Source organism: Nonomuraea sp. MG754425, from assembly GCF_021699195.1.
Lineage (GTDB): Bacteria > Actinomycetota > Actinomycetes > Streptosporangiales > Streptosporangiaceae > Nonomuraea.
In genome coordinates, this window is sequence record NZ_SSXE01000091.1 from 18,248 (window position 1) to 36,749 (window position 18,502).

21 protein-coding genes are annotated in these 18,502 nt (G+C 72.6%); 12 read left to right on the forward strand and 9 right to left on the reverse strand.

What is annotated here, in order from left to right:
- Positions 1-20: 20 nt before the first annotated feature.
- Together FAF44_RS28575 and FAF44_RS28580 are read right to left on the reverse strand one after the other, a co-directional pair.
- Positions 21-821, reverse strand: a complete 801-nt coding sequence (locus FAF44_RS28575; protein ID WP_237106384.1) for an NAD-dependent epimerase/dehydratase family protein — start codon at positions 819-821, stop codon at positions 21-23.
- Entirely contained in the window at positions 818-1,255 is a 438-nt protein-coding gene (locus FAF44_RS28580) for a nuclear transport factor 2 family protein (protein ID WP_237106385.1), read from the reverse strand. The genes FAF44_RS28575 and FAF44_RS28580 overlap by 4 nt, the downstream gene beginning before the upstream one ends.
- A gap of 91 nt (positions 1,256-1,346) precedes the next feature.
- On the opposite strand from FAF44_RS28580, the gene FAF44_RS28585 reads away from it, so the two are divergent.
- Both FAF44_RS28585 and FAF44_RS28590 read left to right on the forward strand, forming a co-directional pair.
- Positions 1,347-1,940 carry a TetR/AcrR family transcriptional regulator gene (locus FAF44_RS28585; RefSeq protein ID WP_237106386.1) on the forward strand — a complete coding sequence of 198 codons (594 nt, stop codon included), beginning with the start codon at positions 1,347-1,349 and terminating at the stop codon, positions 1,938-1,940.
- Between the two features lie 74 nt (positions 1,941-2,014).
- On the forward strand, positions 2,015-2,485 hold the full coding sequence (locus tag FAF44_RS28590; RefSeq protein WP_237106387.1) for an OsmC family protein: 471 nt from the start codon (positions 2,015-2,017) through the stop codon (positions 2,483-2,485).
- A 109-nt stretch (positions 2,486-2,594) separates the two neighbouring features.
- On the opposite strand, the gene FAF44_RS28595 is transcribed toward FAF44_RS28590, so the two are convergent.
- On the reverse strand, positions 2,595-2,876 hold the full coding sequence (locus tag FAF44_RS28595) for a DUF3040 domain-containing protein (protein ID WP_237106388.1): 282 nt from the start codon (positions 2,874-2,876) through the stop codon (positions 2,595-2,597).
- Between the two features lie 133 nt (positions 2,877-3,009).
- Between FAF44_RS28595 and FAF44_RS28600 the strand changes: the two genes are divergently transcribed.
- The 4 genes from FAF44_RS28600 (at position 3,010) to FAF44_RS28610 (ending at position 9,060) form a co-directional block, all read left to right on the forward strand.
- Positions 3,010-4,041, forward strand: a complete 1,032-nt coding sequence (locus FAF44_RS28600; protein ID WP_237106389.1) for an Rv2578c family radical SAM protein — start codon at positions 3,010-3,012, stop codon at positions 4,039-4,041.
- A gap of 149 nt (positions 4,042-4,190) precedes the next feature.
- Positions 4,191-4,322 carry a hypothetical protein gene (locus tag FAF44_RS55005; RefSeq protein ID WP_272895135.1) on the forward strand — a complete coding sequence of 44 codons (132 nt, stop codon included), beginning with the start codon at positions 4,191-4,193 and terminating at the stop codon, positions 4,320-4,322.
- A 160-nt stretch (positions 4,323-4,482) separates the two neighbouring features.
- The gene (locus tag FAF44_RS28605; RefSeq protein ID WP_237106390.1) at positions 4,483-7,602 is read left to right on the forward strand and encodes a S41 family peptidase; all 3,120 of its coding nucleotides are present in this window, start codon (positions 4,483-4,485) and stop codon (positions 7,600-7,602) included.
- A 162-nt stretch (positions 7,603-7,764) separates the two neighbouring features.
- A complete protein-coding gene (locus FAF44_RS28610; RefSeq protein WP_237106391.1) occupies positions 7,765-9,060 on the forward strand; it encodes a glycosyltransferase family 4 protein in 1,296 nt (431 codons plus the stop codon).
- A gap of 91 nt (positions 9,061-9,151) precedes the next feature.
- On the opposite strand, the gene crcB is transcribed toward FAF44_RS28610, so the two are convergent.
- Both crcB and FAF44_RS28620 read right to left on the reverse strand, forming a co-directional pair.
- Positions 9,152-9,508: a fluoride efflux transporter CrcB gene (gene crcB / locus FAF44_RS28615; RefSeq protein ID WP_237106392.1), complete on the reverse strand. Its 357-nt coding sequence runs from the start codon at positions 9,506-9,508 to the stop codon at positions 9,152-9,154.
- Positions 9,505-9,963 (reverse strand): CrcB family protein, encoded by a 459-nt coding sequence (locus FAF44_RS28620; protein ID WP_237106393.1) that lies wholly within the window; start codon positions 9,961-9,963, stop codon positions 9,505-9,507. Before FAF44_RS28620 ends, crcB begins: the two co-directional genes overlap by 4 nt.
- 188 nt (positions 9,964-10,151) lie before the next feature.
- On the opposite strand from FAF44_RS28620, the gene FAF44_RS28625 reads away from it, so the two are divergent.
- Entirely contained in the window at positions 10,152-10,865 is a 714-nt protein-coding gene (locus tag FAF44_RS28625) for an HNH endonuclease family protein (protein ID WP_237106394.1), read from the forward strand.
- 19 nt (positions 10,866-10,884) lie between these two features.
- On the opposite strand, the gene FAF44_RS28630 is transcribed toward FAF44_RS28625, so the two are convergent.
- Positions 10,885-11,733 (reverse strand): GDSL-type esterase/lipase family protein, encoded by an 849-nt coding sequence (locus FAF44_RS28630; protein WP_272895136.1) that lies wholly within the window; start codon positions 11,731-11,733, stop codon positions 10,885-10,887.
- Positions 11,734-11,951: 218 nt separating this feature from the next.
- Here FAF44_RS28630 and FAF44_RS28635 point away from each other — a divergent pair, with 218 nt between their 5' ends.
- Positions 11,952-13,181, forward strand: coding sequence for an isochorismate synthase MenF (locus FAF44_RS28635; RefSeq protein WP_237106395.1), 1,230 nt, complete (start codon positions 11,952-11,954; stop codon positions 13,179-13,181).
- 23 nt (positions 13,182-13,204) lie between these two features.
- On the opposite strand, the gene FAF44_RS28640 is transcribed toward FAF44_RS28635, so the two are convergent.
- Positions 13,205-13,825, reverse strand: a complete 621-nt coding sequence (locus FAF44_RS28640) for a YigZ family protein (RefSeq protein WP_237106396.1) — start codon at positions 13,823-13,825, stop codon at positions 13,205-13,207.
- A gap of 61 nt (positions 13,826-13,886) precedes the next feature.
- Positions 13,887-14,405 (reverse strand): TetR/AcrR family transcriptional regulator, encoded by a 519-nt coding sequence (locus FAF44_RS28645; RefSeq protein WP_237106397.1) that lies wholly within the window; start codon positions 14,403-14,405, stop codon positions 13,887-13,889.
- 52 nt (positions 14,406-14,457) lie between these two features.
- Here FAF44_RS28645 and FAF44_RS28650 point away from each other — a divergent pair, with 52 nt between their 5' ends.
- The gene (locus FAF44_RS28650) at positions 14,458-15,207 is read left to right on the forward strand and encodes an SDR family oxidoreductase (protein WP_237106398.1); all 750 of its coding nucleotides are present in this window, start codon (positions 14,458-14,460) and stop codon (positions 15,205-15,207) included.
- A gap of 34 nt (positions 15,208-15,241) precedes the next feature.
- Here FAF44_RS28650 and FAF44_RS28655 read toward each other — a convergent pair whose 3' ends face one another.
- Positions 15,242-16,030, reverse strand: a complete 789-nt coding sequence (locus tag FAF44_RS28655; protein ID WP_237106403.1) for a helix-turn-helix domain-containing protein — start codon at positions 16,028-16,030, stop codon at positions 15,242-15,244.
- A 77-nt stretch (positions 16,031-16,107) separates the two neighbouring features.
- Here FAF44_RS28655 and FAF44_RS28660 point away from each other — a divergent pair, with 77 nt between their 5' ends.
- From FAF44_RS28660 to FAF44_RS28670, 3 genes are all read left to right on the forward strand, one after another.
- Positions 16,108-16,950 (forward strand): NAD(P)H-binding protein, encoded by an 843-nt coding sequence (locus FAF44_RS28660; protein WP_237106399.1) that lies wholly within the window; start codon positions 16,108-16,110, stop codon positions 16,948-16,950.
- Positions 16,951-17,055: 105 nt separating this feature from the next.
- On the forward strand, positions 17,056-17,451 hold the full coding sequence (locus FAF44_RS28665; protein WP_237106400.1) for a hypothetical protein: 396 nt from the start codon (positions 17,056-17,058) through the stop codon (positions 17,449-17,451).
- A 143-nt stretch (positions 17,452-17,594) separates the two neighbouring features.
- On the forward strand, positions 17,595-18,502 hold a 908-nt coding region (locus FAF44_RS28670; protein WP_237106401.1), incomplete at its 3' end, for a serine/threonine-protein kinase.

Sequence of the window (18,502 nt, forward strand, 5' to 3'; positions counted from 1 at the left end):
ATACGTCGGCGAGTATTCGCCTACAAGGGGACCTCACGGAAGGCGCGCGGCGAGCGTCCGGTGACGCGCTCGACGGTGTCGGTCACCCGGCCCTCCGAGCCGCCGCGCAGGTCGTCGTCGAGGGCGGCGAGCACGGTGGCGTAGTCGGCGGGCAGGCCGCGTGCCGCGAAGTGCGCGGCCAGCTCGGCCACGGTGACGGACCGATGGCGCAGCGGACGGCCGTGCCGCCGCGTGACCAGCGCGGCCACGTCGTCGTAGCTCAGCGCCTCCGGCCCGGTCAGGACATGCTCGGTGTCGTGCGAGCGCGCGTCGGTCAGCGCGTGCCCGGCGACGGCGGCGATGTCCCCGGCGTCCACGAAGGCCACCCGGCTCCGGCCCGTCGCGGACAGGATCTCGCCGTCCAGCTCCCGTAGCGCCAGGGACGCGCCGGTGAAGTTCTGTATGAACCAGGACGGCCGCAACACCGCCCACTCGGGCATCGCCGCGCGGACGAGGCTGTGCACCGCGCCGAGCCCGGCCGCGCCCTCCGGCACGGCGGACGAGCCGAGCTGCACCACGCGCCGCACCCCCTGCCGCACGGCCTCCTCGAGGAAGGGCTCGACGAAGGGGACGGGATCGGGCACCCCGACGGGGGCCAGCAGGTAGACGGCCGAGACCCCGTTCAGCGCGGGCGCGTACGTCGCCCGCCGCGCCCAGTCGAAGCGCACGTGCGCGCCCGGCCGGCGACTCGCCGTGCGGACGGGCACGCCGCGGGCGCGCAGGAAGGCGGCCACCCGCGAGCCGGTCGTGCCGGTCGCGCCGAGGACGAGCACCTCGCTCATCGGGCACCGCCGGCGAAGGCGTCGTTCAGCTCGTCCGCGCCGCCCAGGATCTCGGCGGCGGCCTGCGGGCTCCAGTAGTCGCGGTAGGAGTGGATCTCTCCGTCGCGCACGGTGATCACGGCGACGTACCGCAGCCGGTACGGGCGGCCCGTGGCGACCGCGACCCCCGCGGCCTCGAACTCGGCTATCACCACCTCGGGATCGACGCTCTGGTGCACGATCCGGTCGGTGATCTCCCGGACGTCCAAGATGTCCGGGTAGTCCCGCAGGTACTCCAGCACCGCGGCGCGCCCTTCCACCCGCCGCGGATAGCCGGGCTGCGCGAAAGGGAACTCGATCACGCCGTCCCGCGCCCACAGGCCGGCGAAGGCGCGCATGTCCTTGGCGAGCAGCAGGTCCAGGGCGCGATCGACCAGCTCACGTGCGTCAGTCATAGGGGTTCTCCTCACATCAGGACGATACGGTGCCGTCTCATCCAAAGTAGCACGGGACGGGACGGCACCGTCCTGTCGTTAGACTCTCCCCATGACACGTCGCACGCCGACCGGCGCAGCCGTCCTGCAGTCGTCCGTCACCAGTGCCATCACCGAGGCCGTGCTCGACGAGTGGGCCGAGCAGGGGTACGGGCGGCTGTCGATGGAGGCCGTGGCCAAGCGGGCGGGGGTGGGCAAGAGCGCGCTGTATCGCCGCTGGCCGTCCAAGCTGGAGATGGCGATGTCGGTGATCTCCGAGTTCAGCGTGTCCTCCGCCACCGATCCCGACACCGGCTCGCTGCGTGGCGATCTGCGCGCGGTCCTCGGCCTGCTGATGGAGTGGATGACCCACCCGCGCTTCTCCCGGATCCTGCCGGACCTGGTGGCCGAGGCGGTCCGCACCCCCGAGCTGGCCCGCGTCAACCTGACCATGATCGGCACGCCGCGCCGGGAGCGCACCCGGCCGATGTTCGAGCGGGCGATCGCGCGCGGCGAGCTGCCGCCGGACACCGACGTGGAGCTGGCGCTCGACCTGGTCGCCGCGCCGATCTACTGGCGGCTCACCGTACGCGGTGTGCCGGCGGGCGCCGGTTACCTCGACGCGCTCGCCGACCTGCTCCTCGATGCGCTGCGCGCCCGCGGGTGAGCCGCCGATAACGTGGTAGGAGCGGCGGCGGCGAGCGCGCGCCGGCGAGATCACGCACAGGGGGATGGCCGCCGATGAGCCGGGAGCACAGCTACCAGACCGTCGTGACCTGGACCGGGAACCAGGGCACGGGAACGAGCGGGTACCGCGACTTCAGCCGTGATCACGAGCTGGCCGCCGAGGGCCCGCCGGTCATCGCGGGCAGCTCCGACCCCGCCTTCCGGGGCGACCCGGCACGCTGGAACCCCGAGCAGCTTCTCCTCGGCTCGCTGTCGCAGTGCCACATGCTGTGGTACCTGCACAAATGCGCCGTGGCCGGCGTGGTCGTCACCGCGTACGCGGACACCGCCACCGGCACCATGACCGAGAGCGCCGACGGCGGCCACTTCACCGAGGTGGTGCTGCGCCCGGTGGTGACCGTGGCGGCGCCGGAGATGGCCGGGAGCGCGCTCGCGCTGCACGCCGACGCCCACAGGTCGTGCTTCATCGCCTCCTCGGTGAACTTCCCGGTCCGCCACGAGCCGGCCGTGCGCGTGGCCGGCTGACGCGCCCCCCGCCGGACGATCGCTTCCGGGCATGGGAAAGCTCCCGCGCCGGAACGCACCCGGCGGACGGCAGGGTGCGGCGCGGGAAAATGACGGGCGAGGCGGAGGGTCAGAAGGCCAGGGCCAGGGCCATGGCCGCGGCGGCCTCGTGGCGGAGAACCATGATCAGCAATGTGGCGACCAACGTGGCGATGAGCAGCCAACTGATCAGGATGATGACCGTCGTACGACGCGGCCGGCGCTTCGGCGCGCGCTCCCCCGTGGCCCTCGCCTCGCTGCGACTGACCCGCTCGTTGAACGACTCGAGCCGTGCGACGAGTCGCGGATCATCGTCGACGAGGTGCTGCTCGATCTGGGCCAGCATCCGCTCCTCGTCCTGCGACCAGGCCATAGGCACACCTCCCGAACGCAAGCTCTGTGGCCTCTTCCTGCCCAACCCTGAAGATCATTAGCCCCCGGCTGACCATGTAATTGCCACCTCTTTCGGTTTGCGATCAAGCTCGAACTGCTGTTCTAATCATGACATGCGCTGGGACAACCTCCGCCTGACCGGGCTGCCACAAGCCGATCCGGCCGTGCCGCTCTTCGCCCGCGGCGCGGTGACCCGCACGTTCGACACGCCCGGGTTCAAAGGGATGACCTTCTACGAGATCCGGGCCAAATCCATCGTCAACCGGGTGCCCGGCGGCAGTCGGGTCCCGTTCGATCACACGATCAATCCCTATCGAGGCTGCGGCCATCGCTGCGTTTACTGTTTTGCCCGAAAAACGCACGAATATCTAGATTTGGATGCCGGTGCGGACTTCGATGCGAAAATCGTCGTCAAGGTCAACGCCGCCGAGCTGACCCGCGCGGAGCTCGCCGCGCCGCGCTGGGGCGGCCACCACATCGCCATGGGCACCAACGTCGACTGCTACCAGCGCGCCGAGGGCCGCTACCGGCTGATGCGCGGCATCCTGACCGCGCTGCGCGAGGCCGCCAACCCGTTCTCGATCCTCACCAAGGGCACCCTGATCCTGCGCGATCTCGACCTGCTCACCGAGGCCGCCGACGTCACGGAGGTCGGCACCAACGTCTCGGTGGGCTTCCTCGACGAAGACGTGTGGCGGGCCGTCGAGCCCGGCGCGCCCCATCCGCGCCGCCGCCTGCAGACGTGCGCGACGCTCAACGACCACGGCGTGGCCTGCGGCGTCCTGATGGCCCCGATCCTGCCCTACCTCACCGACTCCCCCGCCCAGCTCGAACGCACGGTCAGGGAGATCGCCGAGGCGGGGGCGACCCACGTCGTGCCCATCGTGCTGCACCTGCGGCCAGGGGCCAGGCAGTGGTGGCTGAGCATGCTCGCGCGCGAGCACCCGCGCCTGGTGCCGCGCTACCTGGAGCTGTACGGGCGGGGGGCGTACGCGCCGAAGGCGTACCAGGAGCGGGTGACGGGCCTGGTCAAGGAGCTGGCGGAGCGCCATGGGGTGGGCCGCGCCACCCCGGCCGTGGCACGCCGCGTCCCGCCGCCCCGCCCGCCGTCACCGCCGCGGCCGGAGCAGCTCCGTCTCCTCTAGCCGCCGCGCGGCGTGGGGCGTGGGGGTCGCGGCCGGTAGGCGATCGACCACTTAGATAGATGGGGGTATGTCGGATTCGGTGATAGATGGGTATTAAGGGGCTTGGTGCACCAATCAGGGGCATCTCGTCCGTACAAGGGGGGACTCCAATGGCTGACACGAAGAAGAAACCCGCGGCCAAGTCCGGCAAGTCCAAGAGGCAGGCCATCAAGAACAACCGGCAGGCCAAGGAGACGAAGCGGGAGAACCGCCAGCCCACGACCACCACCGAGGAGAGCTGAGCGGCCACCCCACGGTGACGTGATCGGACGGCCGTGGAACCGGATCGCCCGGCTGTCCGATCCACCCGCGCCCCCCGAGCGACCTCACGCCCCGCCGGCGACGCCTCTCGCGGGCGAGCACGGCCCGCCGGCACAGCACGTATCGACACGGGGAGCTGCCATGCCGGCCTACCTGCGCTTCCCCGCCGTCTTCCAGGACGTGGTGGTCTTCGCCTCCGAGGACGACCTGTGGATGGTCTCCGCCCAGGGCGGCCGGGCCTTCCGGCTGACCGCCGGCCTGGCCGAGGCCGGCTACCCGCGCATCTCGCCGCGCGGCGACCAGATCGCGTTCGTCGGACGCGAGGAGGGCCCGGAAGAGGTGTACGTGATGCCGTCCGGCGGCGGCGCGGCCCACCGCGTCACCTTCCACGGCGCCCGCTGCACGGTGACCGGCTGGGACCCCGAGGGCCGGATCGTGTACGCCAGCGACGAGTCCCAGCCGTTCGAGGGCCACAACTGGCTGCACCGCGTGGCGCCCGGCGGGGTGCCGGAGCGGCTGCCGTACGGGCCGGCGAACTCGATCGCGTACGGGCCGGAGAACATGATCGTGCTCGGCCGCAACACCGCCGACCCGGCGCGGTGGAAGCGCTACCGCGGCGGCACGGTCGGCGACCTGTGGATCGACCCGCACGGCGACGGCGAGTTCCGGCGGCTGATCAGGCTGCCCGGCAACCTGGCCTCGCCGTGCTGGAGCGGCGGCCGGGTGTGCTTCATCTCCGACCACGAGGGGGTCGGCAACGTCTACTCGTGCACCCCCGACGGCGAGGACCTGTTCCGGCACACCCATCACGACGACTACTACGCCCGCAACCTGTCGGGCGACGGCGTGCGGCTGGTCTACCACGCGGGCGCGGACGTGTACGTGCTGGAGCCCGGCGAGCGGACGCGCCGGCTGGAGGTGCGCATCACCAGCTCCATGACGCAGCGCAACCGCAGGTTCGTCGAGGCCGCCGACTACCTCGACAGCGCCACGCTCAGCCCCGACGGCAGCGCGCTGGCGATCACGGCGCGCGGCAAGGCGTACGCGATGGCGAACTGGGAGGGCCCGGTCCGCCAGCACGGCTCCCCCGACGGCGTCCGCTACCGCTTCCTGACCTGGCTGAACGACGGCGTGCGGCTGATCGCGGCGGCCAGCGACGACGGCGACGAGGAACGGCTGGTCATCCTGGAGGGCGGCGAGGGCGGCCCCGGCACGGAGGTGGCGCGGCTGGGCCGGGTCAACGACCTGGTGCCCGACCCCGCCCACGACCGGGTCGCGGTCGTCAACCACCGCGACGAGCTGCACCTGCTCGACCTGGCCACGGGGCGGGCCGAGCTGGTGGAGGCCAACCCGCACGGTCCGCCCGAGGACCCGGCCTGGTCGCACGACGGCGCCTGGCTGGCGTACGCCAGCCCGATCAACTCGCAGACCACCGCGATCAAGCTGCACCACCCCGAGACCGGCCGCACGGCGCAGGCCAGCGAGCCGGTGCTCAAGGACTCGATGCCGGCCTTCGACCCGCTGGGCCGCTACCTGTACTTCATCGGCCAGCGCGTCTTCTCCCCCGTCTACGACCAGCTCCAGTTCGACCTGGGTTTCCCGCTGGGCACCCGTCCGTACGCGGTGGCGCTGCGCGCCGACGTGCCGGACCCGTTCGTGCCCCAGGCCCGCCCGCTGCAGGACAAGGACGAGGAGGAGGAAGAGGATCCCGGGCCGCTGCGCGTCGAGGTGGACGGCCTGGCCCGCAGGGTGACCGCGTTCCCGCTGGTGGAGGGCCGCTACGAGCGGGTGGCCGGGCTGAAGGGCAAGGTGCTGATCCTGACCAGCCCGCTGGAGGGGGAGGGCACGCTGCACCTGTTCGACGTCGCCAAGGGCGAGAGCGAGACGTTCGCCGAGGAGGTCTCCGGGTTCGAGCTGGGCCGCGACCACAAGACGCTGCTCTACCGGGCGGGCGACCGGCTGCGGGTGGTCAAGGCGGGCGAGACCCCCAGCGACGAGGAGGAGACCGGGCGGGCCGACGGGTGGATCGACCTGTCGCGGATCAAGGTGTCGGTCTGCCCGGAGGCGGAGTGGCGGCAGATGTTCAGGGAGGCGTGGCGGCTGCAACTGGAGAACTTCTGGACCGAGGACATGGCGGGCGTGGACTGGCCGGCCGTGTACGACCGTTACCGGCCGCTGGTCGAGCGGGTGACGACCCGGGGCGAGTTCTCCGACCTGCTGTGGGAGCTGCACGGCGAGCTGGCCACCAGTCACGCCTACGAGAGCGGCGGCGAGTACCGCCCCGGCCCCGACTACAGCCAGGGCAAGCTGGGCGTCGACTGGGACCACCGCGGCGGCGCCTACCGCATCGGCGCCGTCGTGACCGGCGACCCGTGGGACCCGAAGGCCACCTCGCCGCTGAACCGGCTCGGCCTCGACGTCCGTACGGGTGACACGGTCCTGGCCATCAACGGCGCGCCGATCGGTGTGGCGGCCACGCCCAACGAGCGCCTGGTCAACCAGGCCGGCGAGGAGGTCGAGCTGACGTTGCGCCGCAGGAGGCGGATCTTCACCGTCACCGTGCGCGCCCTCGCCGACGAGCGGCCCGCCCGCTACCGCGACTGGGTGAACCTCAACCGCGCCCGCTGCCACCAGCGGTCCTGCGGCCGGATCGGCTACCTGCACGTGCCGGACATGGGGACGGACGGGTTCGGGGAGTTCCACCGCGGCTTCCTGGCCGAGTACGACCGGCACGCGCTGATCGTGGACGTGCGCTTCAACGGCGGCGGGCACGTCTCGGCGCTGCTGCTGGAGAAGCTGGCCAGGCGGCGGCTCGGCTACGACTACCCGCGGTGGGGCGATCCGGAGCCGTATCCGCCGGAGTCGCCGCGCGGCCCGCTGGTGGCGATCACGAACGAGTGGGCGGGCTCCGACGGCGACATCTTCAGCCACACCTTCAAGCTGCTCAAGCTGGGCCCGCTGGTCGGCAAGCGCACGTGGGGCGGCGTGATCGGGATCTGGCCGCGGCACACGCTCGCCGACGGGACGGTGACGACGCAGCCGGAGTTCAGCTTCGCCTTCGACGACGTGCTCGACGACGGCGGCTGGCAGGTGGAGAACTACGGCACCGATCCCGACATCGAGGTGGACATCACCCCGCAGGATTACGCCAGGGGCGTGGACACGCAGTTGGAACGGGCCATCGACGTGGCGCTTGAGCTGCTGGCCGCGGCTCCGCCGCACACTCCCGACCTCCGACGTCGGCCCCGTATGCAACCTTAGTCACCTTTCCGGCGTCTATAGATCATAGGAGCGGTTAGTGCATCGGGGATGAACAGACTGCACTCCTCCGAGGAAAGATCATCAGCCGGTGGTGAGGCGACCGTTCTCACCGCCGGTCACGTGTATTGAGACTTCTTCCACGACCCAAGGGGGATTCGTCAGGTGCGCGCACTGGCACGCAAGGGCAAGTCGGCGATGCGTCGGCTCTACCGGGGATACAACCGGCGCAAGGCGGACAACGCGCCGCCGCCCTCCACCGAGCGGGTACGCATCCTGCTGCTGCACGCCAACGGCATGGGCGGGACGATCAGGACGGTGTTCAACCTGGCCGGTTACCTGGCCGAGCGGCACGACGTCGAGATCGTCAGCATCCTGCGGGAGGCCGAGGAACCGTTCTTCCCCATCGACCCGCGCGTGCGGTTCCGGTTCCTGGACGACCGCATAGACCCCGGCCACGACCCGGTGCGCGCGCTGCTGTCGAAGCTGCCGAGCCGGCTGATCCCCAAGGAGGAGTCGGCCTACCACCGCTTCAACCTGTGGACCGATCTGAAGCTGGCCCGCTACATCCGCTCGCTCGACACCGGCGTGCTGATGGCCACCCGCCCGGGGCTGAACCTCGCGGTGGCGCAGTTAGCCTCGCCCGGCGTGATCACGGTCGGGCAGGAACACGTGGCTCTGCGCACCCAACCGGAGGCCATCCAGGAACTGATCAAGTGGCGTTACCGCCGCCTCGACGCGCTCGTCACCCTCACCAAGGCGGACCTGCGCGACTACCGCGAGACGCTGCCGAAGCAGCCGCGCAAGCTGACCCGCATCCCCAACGCCGTGCCGCCGATGGCGGGCGGCCTGGCCAAGCTCGACGCCAAGGTGGTCGTGGCGGTCGGCAGGATGACCCGTATCAAGGGCTTCCACCGCCTGATCACCGCCTGGGAGACGGTCGCCGCCGCGCACCCCGACTGGAAGCTGCGCATCTTCGGCGCGGGGCCGCAGGAGGAGAACCTCGCCCGGCAGGTCGCCGAGTCCGGCCTGGAGGGCAAGGTCGAGTTGCCGGGCCCGACCGCCGACGTGGGGGCCGAACTGGAGCGGGCGTCGATCTTCGCGCTCAGCTCGCGGCACGAGGGCTTCCCGATGACGATCCTGGAGGCCATGGCGAAGGGGCTGGCCATCGTCAGCTTCAACAGCCCGCACGGGCCCAAGGAGATGATCACGCACGGGGTGGACGGCCTGCTGGTCAAGCCGCGGACGAACGCCAACCTCGCCGAGTCGATCATCCAGGTCATCGAGGACGAGCGGCTACGTCGCGACCTGGCCGCCGGTGCGGTGGAGACGGCTCGCGCGTACGACGTGGACGCCGTCGGCGCGCAGTGGGACGACCTGCTCGCCGACCTGCTGCGACGCCGCGAGGCCAAGGCGGCGCGCCGCACCGAGGCGCCCGCCCTGCCGCCCCCGTGCCCGTGACCGCCCTGCCGAAGACCCCGTGACCCCGGGCCGTCGTGATCGCGGCGGCCGGGCACGCGGGACCCGGGTCACCCTCCGGCGGCCGGAATGCTCACAGGACCTGGGCGAACGCCGCCCCGCAGTAGGCCGCGCCCAGCCCGGCCACCACGCTGGCCAGCGCGTTGGCGACCGCGTGGAAGCGCGCCCCCTCCTCCACCAGCCGCACGGTCTCGTAGCCCAGCGTCGAGTACGTCGTCAGCGCCCCGCAGAACCCGGTGCCCGCCAGCGCCATCAGCCCGCCGCCCGCCGGCAGCCCGGCCAGGAACCCCAGCACCGCCGACCCGAAGACGTTGACCGCCAGCGTCCCCCACGGGAAGACGGTGTCGTGCCGCGCCTGCACCGCCCGGTCCGCCAGGTAGCGCAGCGGGGCCCCCACCGCCGCGCCCAGCACGATGAGCAGCACCGTCACCGCGCACCCGCCCTGGCGGCCACCCGCCGGGTGAGCCACATGCCGGCCACCACCGCCGCGACCGCGGCGAGCATCGTCGCGGCCAGGTAGACCAGTCCCGTCAGCGGCGCGCCCGCCGCGACCGCCCGCTGCACGTCCACCACGTAGGTGGAGAAGGTGGTGTAGCCGCCCAGCACCCCCACCCCCAGGAACGGCCGCACCAGCCGGTGGGCCTGCCGCACCTCCGTGATCACCACCATGAGCACCCCGATGAGCAGGCAGCCCGACACGTTGACCAGGAACGTCGCCCACGGGAAGTCGGCGGGGCCGGTCGGCAGCGCCGTCTGCAGCCCGTAGCGGGCCAGGGCTCCGAGCGCGCCGCCGGCCGCGATCGCGGCGAGCACCGGCCAGTGCAGCTCGGCGCGCTGTGCCGGCACGTGCAGATCGACGTCCGGGTCGATCGGACGATCAGTCATACGGTGCAGGTTACAGCGACATACGCGGTCATCCTTCCGGCCGGGTCGGACGCGGCCCGCGACCGCGCCCGAGGTGCGTCGGCGGCCTCGCGAGGGGACCGGCGGCCACCCGCCACACAACCCTTACCGTGTCAAAACGGGCGATGCCGGGAATCTCTCTAGACAACCTGGACCTCACGGAGGCCCGCTTGAGCACCAAGGACACGATCGCGGTCCTGGCCGGAGCCATCGTCGTCGTCTCCTTCATCAGCAGCGCCAGAACCCAGCCCGCCACGGCGGCCAGCCCGCTCGGCAACGTCAGCGGGACACTGCCGAGCCTGGCCCCTCTCGTCTCGAACGCCGACAAGGCCCAGGCCCGCAGGCTCATCAAGCGGCTGCGGGTGCAGCGGCTCGGCCCGAACACCGGCTACGACCGCACCCGCTACGGGGCGAACTGGGCCGACGACGCGACCGGGGTGCCGTACGCGCGCAACGGCTGCCGTACCCGCGACGACCTCCTGGCCCGCGACGGACGGAACGTGAGATTACGGGCGGGATCAGGGTGCGAGGTCGTCTCGATGGAGCTGACCGACCCCTACACCGGGCGGCACATCCGCTGGCGCAAGGACAACGCCGCCGAGGTGCAGGTCGATCACGTGGTGCCGCTCAACTACGGGTGGCGGATGGGCGCGCCCCGATGGACGATGTCGAAGCGGCTCGACTTCGCCAACGACCCCCTCAACCTGCTGCCGGTGGACGGGCGGGCCAACGAGCAGAAGGACGCCGCCGGGCCGGCGAACTGGCTGCCGCCCCGGCGGGACATCCGCTGCGCCTACGTCACCCGATGGGCCCAGGTGGCGCTCAAGTACGACGTGCCGGTCACCTCGGCCGACAGGGCGACGATGCTGGCGCAGTGCCGCTAACGGGATGTCTGACCCGCGCTCAGCGGGGGTCGATCCAGCTGAAACCACGCTCGAACGTGCGCTCGGCCAGCACCTGCTGCCCGTCGGTGTTGGGGTGGAAGTAGTCCCACTTGCTGACGTGGTCGAGGGTGAACGGGAAGGAGAACACCGCGCCCCCGTCGGTGCGGCAGCCCGGCCCGTACGCGGCGCAGGCCTCCGCCGCCGCGTCGTTGAACGCCATCACCCGCGCCCGCACCCTGGCCCGCCGCTCGGTGTCGGCGGAGCGGGTCGAGGTGGGCCGCACCAGCATGCTCTGGCAGATGCGCCCGGCCGCCCAGAACGTACGGGCCAGGGCGTGGTCCTTGCCGACCCGCCACAGCCGCCGCACGTCGGGGATGCTGGCGATCAGCACTCTGGCCCCGGGCATGCCGGCGCGCAGTTCGGTCAGCGCGCTCTGCAGGCGGCGGCGGTAGGTGTCGACCGGGGTCATCGCCTGCTCGGTGCGGGTGCAGGCGTCCTGGGCGCCGATGAGGATCGTCACGTAGTCGGCCTTGGCCGCGATCGCCTTCTTCACCTGGCCGAGCAGGTCGGCGCTGGTCGCGCCGGGCACCGCGTAGTTGAGGTTGTGCTTGTGGAGCGTTCCAGACAGCTCGGCGAGCCGTCCGTAATGGCTGCGCACCTCGCGGCTGTCGCCGGTGGACCAGGAGCGGGCGGTGCAGGAGACGTACCAGCCGCAGGCGTTGAAGCCGGCGGAGATCGAGTCTCCGAGCGCGGCCATGACCTCGGGCGCGGGCTGGGCCGGCGCGGCGGCGGCAGCGGGGGCGGTGAACGCGCCCGAAGCGGTGAGTACGACGGCGGCGGCGAGGACGGGCCCCAGGCGAGCGATCATGCGCACCAAGGTAGGGAGGCGACCGGCGGCCCACTATGACCTGCGGGCAAGGTCTGTCAGTTCAGGACCGACTTCATATCGCCGCTTGACAGGTCAGACTCAATCTGGTCCGGTCCAATACCGGTGGCCATCCTGTCCTTTCTGGGTTCATTGCCGGTAACCCCTCATTCACGGGGGTCAGAGTCGAACGTGTTCAGTTCCCGCATAGAGTGTCTTGGGTGAGTGTCGCGCTCGGAACAACCCGCCCGCTACCGGTTCGCACCACCCTTGTCGGCGACCCTGGTGACCTGCTGGCGTCCCTCCCCCGTACGGCGCCCTACGCGTGGATCAGGAACGGTGAGGGCCTCGTCGGCTGGGGGGAGGCCGCCCGTGTCACGGTGCCGCCGGGTCCGGGCCGGTTCGCCTGGGCCCGTCAGTGGCTGGCCACCGTGCTCGGAGAAGCGCAGGTGCACGACGACGTGCGCTCCCCCGGTTCCGGCGCGGTCGCCTTCGGCAGCTTCACCTTCGACGAGGACGCCCGCGGCTCCGTCCTCGTCGTCCCGCGGGCCGTGCTCGCCCGCCGCGACGGACACGCCTGGCTCACCACGATCGGCGAGACGCCGCTGGAGACGTTCACCCCGGTCCGCGACCCGGGCCGGATCAGCTACGGCGACGGCAGCCTGACCGCGCCCGAGTGGGAGCGCGTCGTGGCGCGCGCCGCGCGGCGCATCCGCGAGGGCGAGCTGGAGAAGGTGGTGCTGGCCCGCGACCTGGTCGCCACCGCCGAGCGGCCGATCGACGTGCGGCTGCTGCTGTCCCGGCTGGTGGCCCGCTACCCCGAGTGCTACACGTTCTCGGTCGCCGGGCTGGTCGGCGCCACTCCCGAACTGCTGATCCGGCGTACCGGGCAGGAGATCGAGTCGCTGGTGCTGGCGGGCACCACCCCGCGGGGCAGCGGCCCCGCCGACGACATCGCGCGCGGTGCGGCGCTGTTCGCCTCGCAGAAGGACCGGCACGAGCACGAGTGCGCGATCGACTCCGTGCGCCAGACGCTCGCCCCGCTGTGCTCCGCGCTGACCACGCCCGACGAGCCGGAACTGCTGGTGCTGCCGAACGTGCAGCACCTCGCCAGTCACGTCACCGGGCGGCTGGCCGACGGGGCGTCGGTGCTCGACGTGGTGGCGGCCATGCACCCGACGGCGGCCGTCGGCGGCACCCCGACCGCGACGGCGATCCAGGTCATCCGCGAACTGGAGGGCATGGACCGCGCCGGTTACGCGGGCCCCGTCGGCTGGATCGACGCCAACGGCGACGGCGAGTGGGGCATCGCGCTGCGCTCGGGGCTGGTGCAGGGGCGGCGGGCCCGGCTGTTCGCGGGCGGCGGGATCATGGGCGACTCCGACCCGGCGGCCGAACTGGCCGAGGCGCAGGCGAAGTTCCGCGTCATGCAGTACGCGCTGGAGGGCTGACACCGCACCGGCGCGGCCGGGAGTCAGGCCGGGACATGGAGGGCGTCGCCGATCCGCACGCGGGCCCGCCCCGCCGTCAGCGTGGCCACCCAGTCGGTGAACGCGTCCACCTCGTCGTCCCCGACCGCGACCGCGAACGTCACCTCGCCCGCGTACGTCACCTCCCGCACCGCGTGCCGGGAGGCCCGCAGGTCGTTCTCCACCCGTCCGGCCTGGTCGTGGGCGACCGCCACGCGCACGAGCCTGGCCGGGACCATGCGCACCGGGTCGGCCCGGTCGAGCGTCTCGGTGACCGCCGAGCCGTAGGCGCGCACCAGCCCGCCCGCGCCCAGCAGGGTGCCGCCGAAGTAGCGCGTCACCACCGCCACCACGTCGCTGAACCCCCTGCCCACCAGCGCCTGCACCATGGGGGTGCCCGCCGTCCCGCCGGGCTCGCCGTCGTCGTCGCCCTTCTGCACGCGCTCCCCGATCACGTACGCGGTGCAGTTGTGACTGGCGTCGGCGTGACGGTGGCGGCGCTCGGCGATGAAGGCCGCGGCCTCCTCGACGGTGCGCGCCGGAGCCAGGGCGCAGCGGAACCGCGAGCGCCGCGCCTCGGTCTCGTGCTCGACGACGGTGTTCAGGGTGAGGTACGGGGCAGGCACATCGGACAGGGTATGCCCCCGGCTCCCACGGCCCCGCCCGTCGCCCCCGGTGCCGGGTCTCTCAGGGCGCGGCCAGGCGGTGCGGCTCGTCGCAGGCCAGCAGGTCGAGCAGGAGGCCGCGCAGCAGGGCGAGCGTGCGGGTGGCACGGGCCTCGGCCGCGGCCGGGGGCACGCCGGGCTGGGCGTCCGTCAGCAACAGCAGCCAGTCCTGTACCGACTGGCGGGCGAAGTCGCGCCACGGCCCCGGGTCGGCGCGCAGCGAGGCCACGTACGCCTCGAAGAACAGCCGGATCGCGGCCCGGCGCTCCGGCGCCGACACGTACGCCCACACCCGCGCCACCACCTCGTCGTAACCGCCGCCCTCGGCGGCCACGGAGGCGATGATCCGCAGTTGTTCCTCGCGGCCTCTGGCGAGGATCTCGCGTACGAGGTCGTCCTTGGAGCCGAACAGGTACAGCAGCACCCGCGGGCTCGTGCCCGTCGCCTTGGCCAGAGGGCGCAGCGACATGTCCGACAGCCCGTGCGCCAGCACGTAGTCGTAGGCCGCGTCGAGAAGCTGTGATCGACGTGAATCCGTCACGCCGCTACCCTTTCATACTGAAACGAGTGTTTCAGTGGGAGGAGCGGTGACCATGAACGGGTTCTCACTGGAGGGCCGCACCGCGCTGGTGACCGGCTCGGGCCGCGGCCTCGGGCTGGCGATGGCCCGGGGGCTGGCGCGGGCCGGCGCCCGGGTCGTGCTCAACGGCCGCGACCCCGGCCGCCTGGCCGGCCTCGCCGGCGAGCTGCAGGCCGAGTACGCCGCCTTCGACGTCACCGACGTCGAAGCGGCCGGCCGCGCCCTGCGGGACGTGGCCGAGCGCGGCGGGCCGGTGGACGTGCTGGTCAACAACGTGGGCCGGCGTGACAGGCGCGGCCTGGCCGAGTTCACGGGCGAGGAGCTGGCGCGGCTGCTCGACGTGGACCTCGTCTCGGCGTTCGGGCTGAGCCGCCTGGTGGCGGGCGACCTCGTCCGGCGCGGCGCCCCCGGGCGGATCATCAACGTCTCCTCGGTGATCGGCAGCCTCGGACGGGCCGGCGACGTCGGCTACGGGGTCGCCAAGGCGGGGCTCGACGGGCTGACCCGCTCGCTGGCCGCCGAGCTGGGCCGGCACGGGATCACCGTGAACGGGGTCGCGCCCGGCACGTTCGCCACCGAGGTGAACGCGGCGCTGGCGGCCGACCCGGAATGGGCCGCGTGGCTGCGGCGGCGCACGGCGCTGGGGCGGTGGGGCAGGCCCGAGGAGGTGGCGGGGGTCGTCGTCTTCCTGGCGAGCGACGCGGCCTCGTACCTGACGGGGCAGACCATCCCGGTGGACGGCGGGATGACCGTGACCTTCTGACCGGTCGCGCGTCTCGGTCGCCGCCCCCGATGGATCACGTGGCGCAGGGCGTCCCGGCGGGCAGGCGGCCCGCACGGAAGGCGGCCGGTGACACTCCCATGAGCGCGTGGAAGTCGGCCGCCAGGTGGGACTGGTCGTAGTAGCCGGTGTCCGCGGCCAGGCGCGCCCACGTCGCGGAGCCCGCGCGGGCCAGCACCGTACGGACGCGCTGGACGCGGGCGAAGCGCTTGGGCGAGAAGCCGACGCGGTCGGTGAACAGGTCGCGCAGGTGGCGTTCGCTGACCGACAGCCGCCGGGCGAGCGCGGCGACCCGTTCGCCGGTGGTGGAGCCGGTGCTGGACCCGGTGCTGGACCCGGTGCTGGATCCGGTAGTCGACAACGCCTCGGCGGCCTCGCGGAGCAGCCGGTCGCGCGGGTCCACGGCGCCGCGCAGGCTGTCGAGCAGCGCGTCCTCGACATTCCGCAGGATCGGGCCGGGAGCGGTCAGCGCATCGAGCCGGCTCTCCAGGCGGACGGCGCGATCACCCCACAGGTCGGCCAGCGGGACGACCCGGTCCCGCAGCTCACTGACCGGGACGCCGAACACCGGCCTGGCCGCGCCGGGACGCAGCCGGACCCGGACGCACATCGCCAGTTCCTTGCCCGGATGGTAGGAGGCGTGGCCACGCGGACCGACCACGCACAGGTCGCCCTCCCCCGACTCGGTCCGGCGATAGACCAGCGCGGTGGCGGCGTCGGGCAGGTGCACCAGCGGCGCCGCGCCGCCGGGCCGCAGCAGCGTCACGTCGCAGATCCACGGGCGGAGCACGGGCGTCGGGATCATCGCGTCCACGCCGGTCACTCTACGGCCTGCCGTTTTTTCCTATCTCCGCAGCGCAGCGGGGCGGCAGTGTACTCGGCATGATTCTTGTCACGGGTGCGACGGGCACCGTCGGCACCGAAGTGGTCCGGATCCTGGCCGAGCGCGGCGAGCCGGTCCGGGCGATGGCGCGCGACCCGCGACGCGTGCGCCTGCCGGTCCCGGTCGTACGGGGGGACTTCGACGACCGCGACTCCCTCGACGACGCCCTGGCCGGGACGGGCGCGGTCCTCCTGCTGAGCGCGCCGGGGCCGTGGATCGAGCGGCACGACCTGGCGATGCTCGACGCCATGCGGTCCCACGGCGTCAGCAGGGTGGTGAAGCTGTCGGCCATCGGCACCGGCGAGAGCGCCGGCTTCCGGGTCGGCGACTGGCATCTGCCCGGCGAGCGGGCGCTGCGCGCGGGCCCGGCGGCCTGGACGATCCTGCGACCGAGCAGCTTCGCCACCAACACCCTGCGGTGGGCCGCCGCGATCCGCGCGGAACAGCCGGTCGCCAACCTGACCGGGAACGGCGTCCAGGGCGTGATCGATCCGCGCGACGTCGCCGAGGTCGCGGTCGCGGCGCTGACCGGGCCGGAGCACGCGGGCATGACCTACACGCTGACCGGCCCCGAACTGCTGAGCATGCCCGGCCAGGTGGCGGTCCTGCGCGAGGTGCTCGGCCGCCCGATCGAGATCGTGGACGTCCCACCGGACGTGGCGAAGGAGCAGATGATCGCGGCCGGCCAGGACCCGGAGTTCGCCGAGGCCGCGACACACGGCCAGCGGCGCATCGCCGAAGGGGGGAACGCCCGGCTAACCCCCGACGTGGCGACCGTGCTCGGGCGTGCGGCGCGTACCTACGCGAACTGGGCCCACGACCACCGGGCCGCGTTCGCCTGACAGACCGGAGCCGAACGGCGGGAGACGCCGCCTGCGAACCACCGCGCCGCGGGAGCTTCCGGAGCTACCATCTCGTCATTCCACCAGGACCTACGGGAGGCTCGCATGGACACCGCGGACGAGGTCATGCCCTACGTCACGGCGGCGATCGACGCCTACGGCACCGGCGTGCTGGCCGGGACCGGCGAGCACGCCGCCGGCGCCGAGGCGGCCCGCGGCTCGCGCATCCTGCGGCGCGTCTTCGGCCGGGGCGACGAGCGGGCCAGGCAGGTGATCGGCCGGGTGGCCGCCGCCGGGCCGGGCGACGAGTCGTCCCGGGCGGCGTTGCGGGCGGCGATCGCGGCCGCGTTCCTGGCCGACTCCCTGGTGCGGCGGGAGGTCGCCGCGATGCTGCCGCGCGCCGCGGTCACCGCCTCAGGGGAGCGGTCCGTGGCGATCGGGGGCGGCAACAGCGGTGTGATCGTCACCGGGGACCACAGCCGCGTCGACTTCACCCGCTGACCCGTCCGGCATCCCCCGGGGTGTCGCGCCCGGTCCCGGGCGCACGCCCTGGGAGGTGGCAGGGGGCGGGTGCGGTCGTCTGCCGGGGTGGAGTGTGTAGCCCTATGATCGGGTTATCCGTTTCCGCCCCCACCAGGAGCCTCGTGCCGGACATCCAGCCGCTCAAGCCCGGAGATCCGCGGTCCGTGGACCGCTACCAGATCACGGGCCGCATCGGCGAGGGCGGGCAGGGCACGGTCTTCCTCGGGGTCGACGACGACGGCCGCCAGGTCGCGATCAAGACGATGAAGACGGTGGACGCCTCCGACGTCGAGTCCCGGCTGCGGTTCCAGCGCGAGATCGAGGTCGCCTCCAGGGTGGCCTCGTTCTGCACGGTGCGCGTGCTGGGTCACGGCATCAGCGACGACCGGCTCTACATGGTCAGCGAGTACATCCCCGGCGTCTCGCTCCAGCAGCACGTCCTGGCCACGGGCGCGCTCGACGGCAGCGCGCTCACCCGGCTGGCGGTCAACACCTCCACGGCCCTGGTCTCGATCCACAACGCCGGGATCGTGCACCGCGACTTCAAGCCCAGCAACGTCCTGCTCGGCTCCGACGGCCCGTACGTGATCGACTTCGGCGTGGCCCGGTCGTTCGGCGACAAGACCGTGACCCTCACCGGGGTGCTGGGCACGCCCGCGTACATGTCGCCCGAGCAACTCTCCGGCGAGCGCGTCACCGGGGCCTCCGACATGTTCAGCTGGGCCCTGACGATGGTGTTCGCCGCGCTGGGCCGGCCGCTGTTCGGCGGCAGCACGATCGCCGCGATGGCGATCACCCTGCGGCGCGACGAGGTGGACCTCAGCGGGATCCCCGACCCGCTGCGCTCGATCATCGCCTCCTGTCTGGAGCGGCAGCCCGAGGCGCGGCCGAGCGCGCGTGAGGTGCTCAACTCGCTGATCGTGCCGACGGCGCTGCCCGGCCCCATCAACCAGCCCTTCGTCGCACCGCCCCGGCCGCAGCCCGGCCCCGGCCCCCACTCCGGTTCCCCGTCCGGGCCCTACTCCGGAGC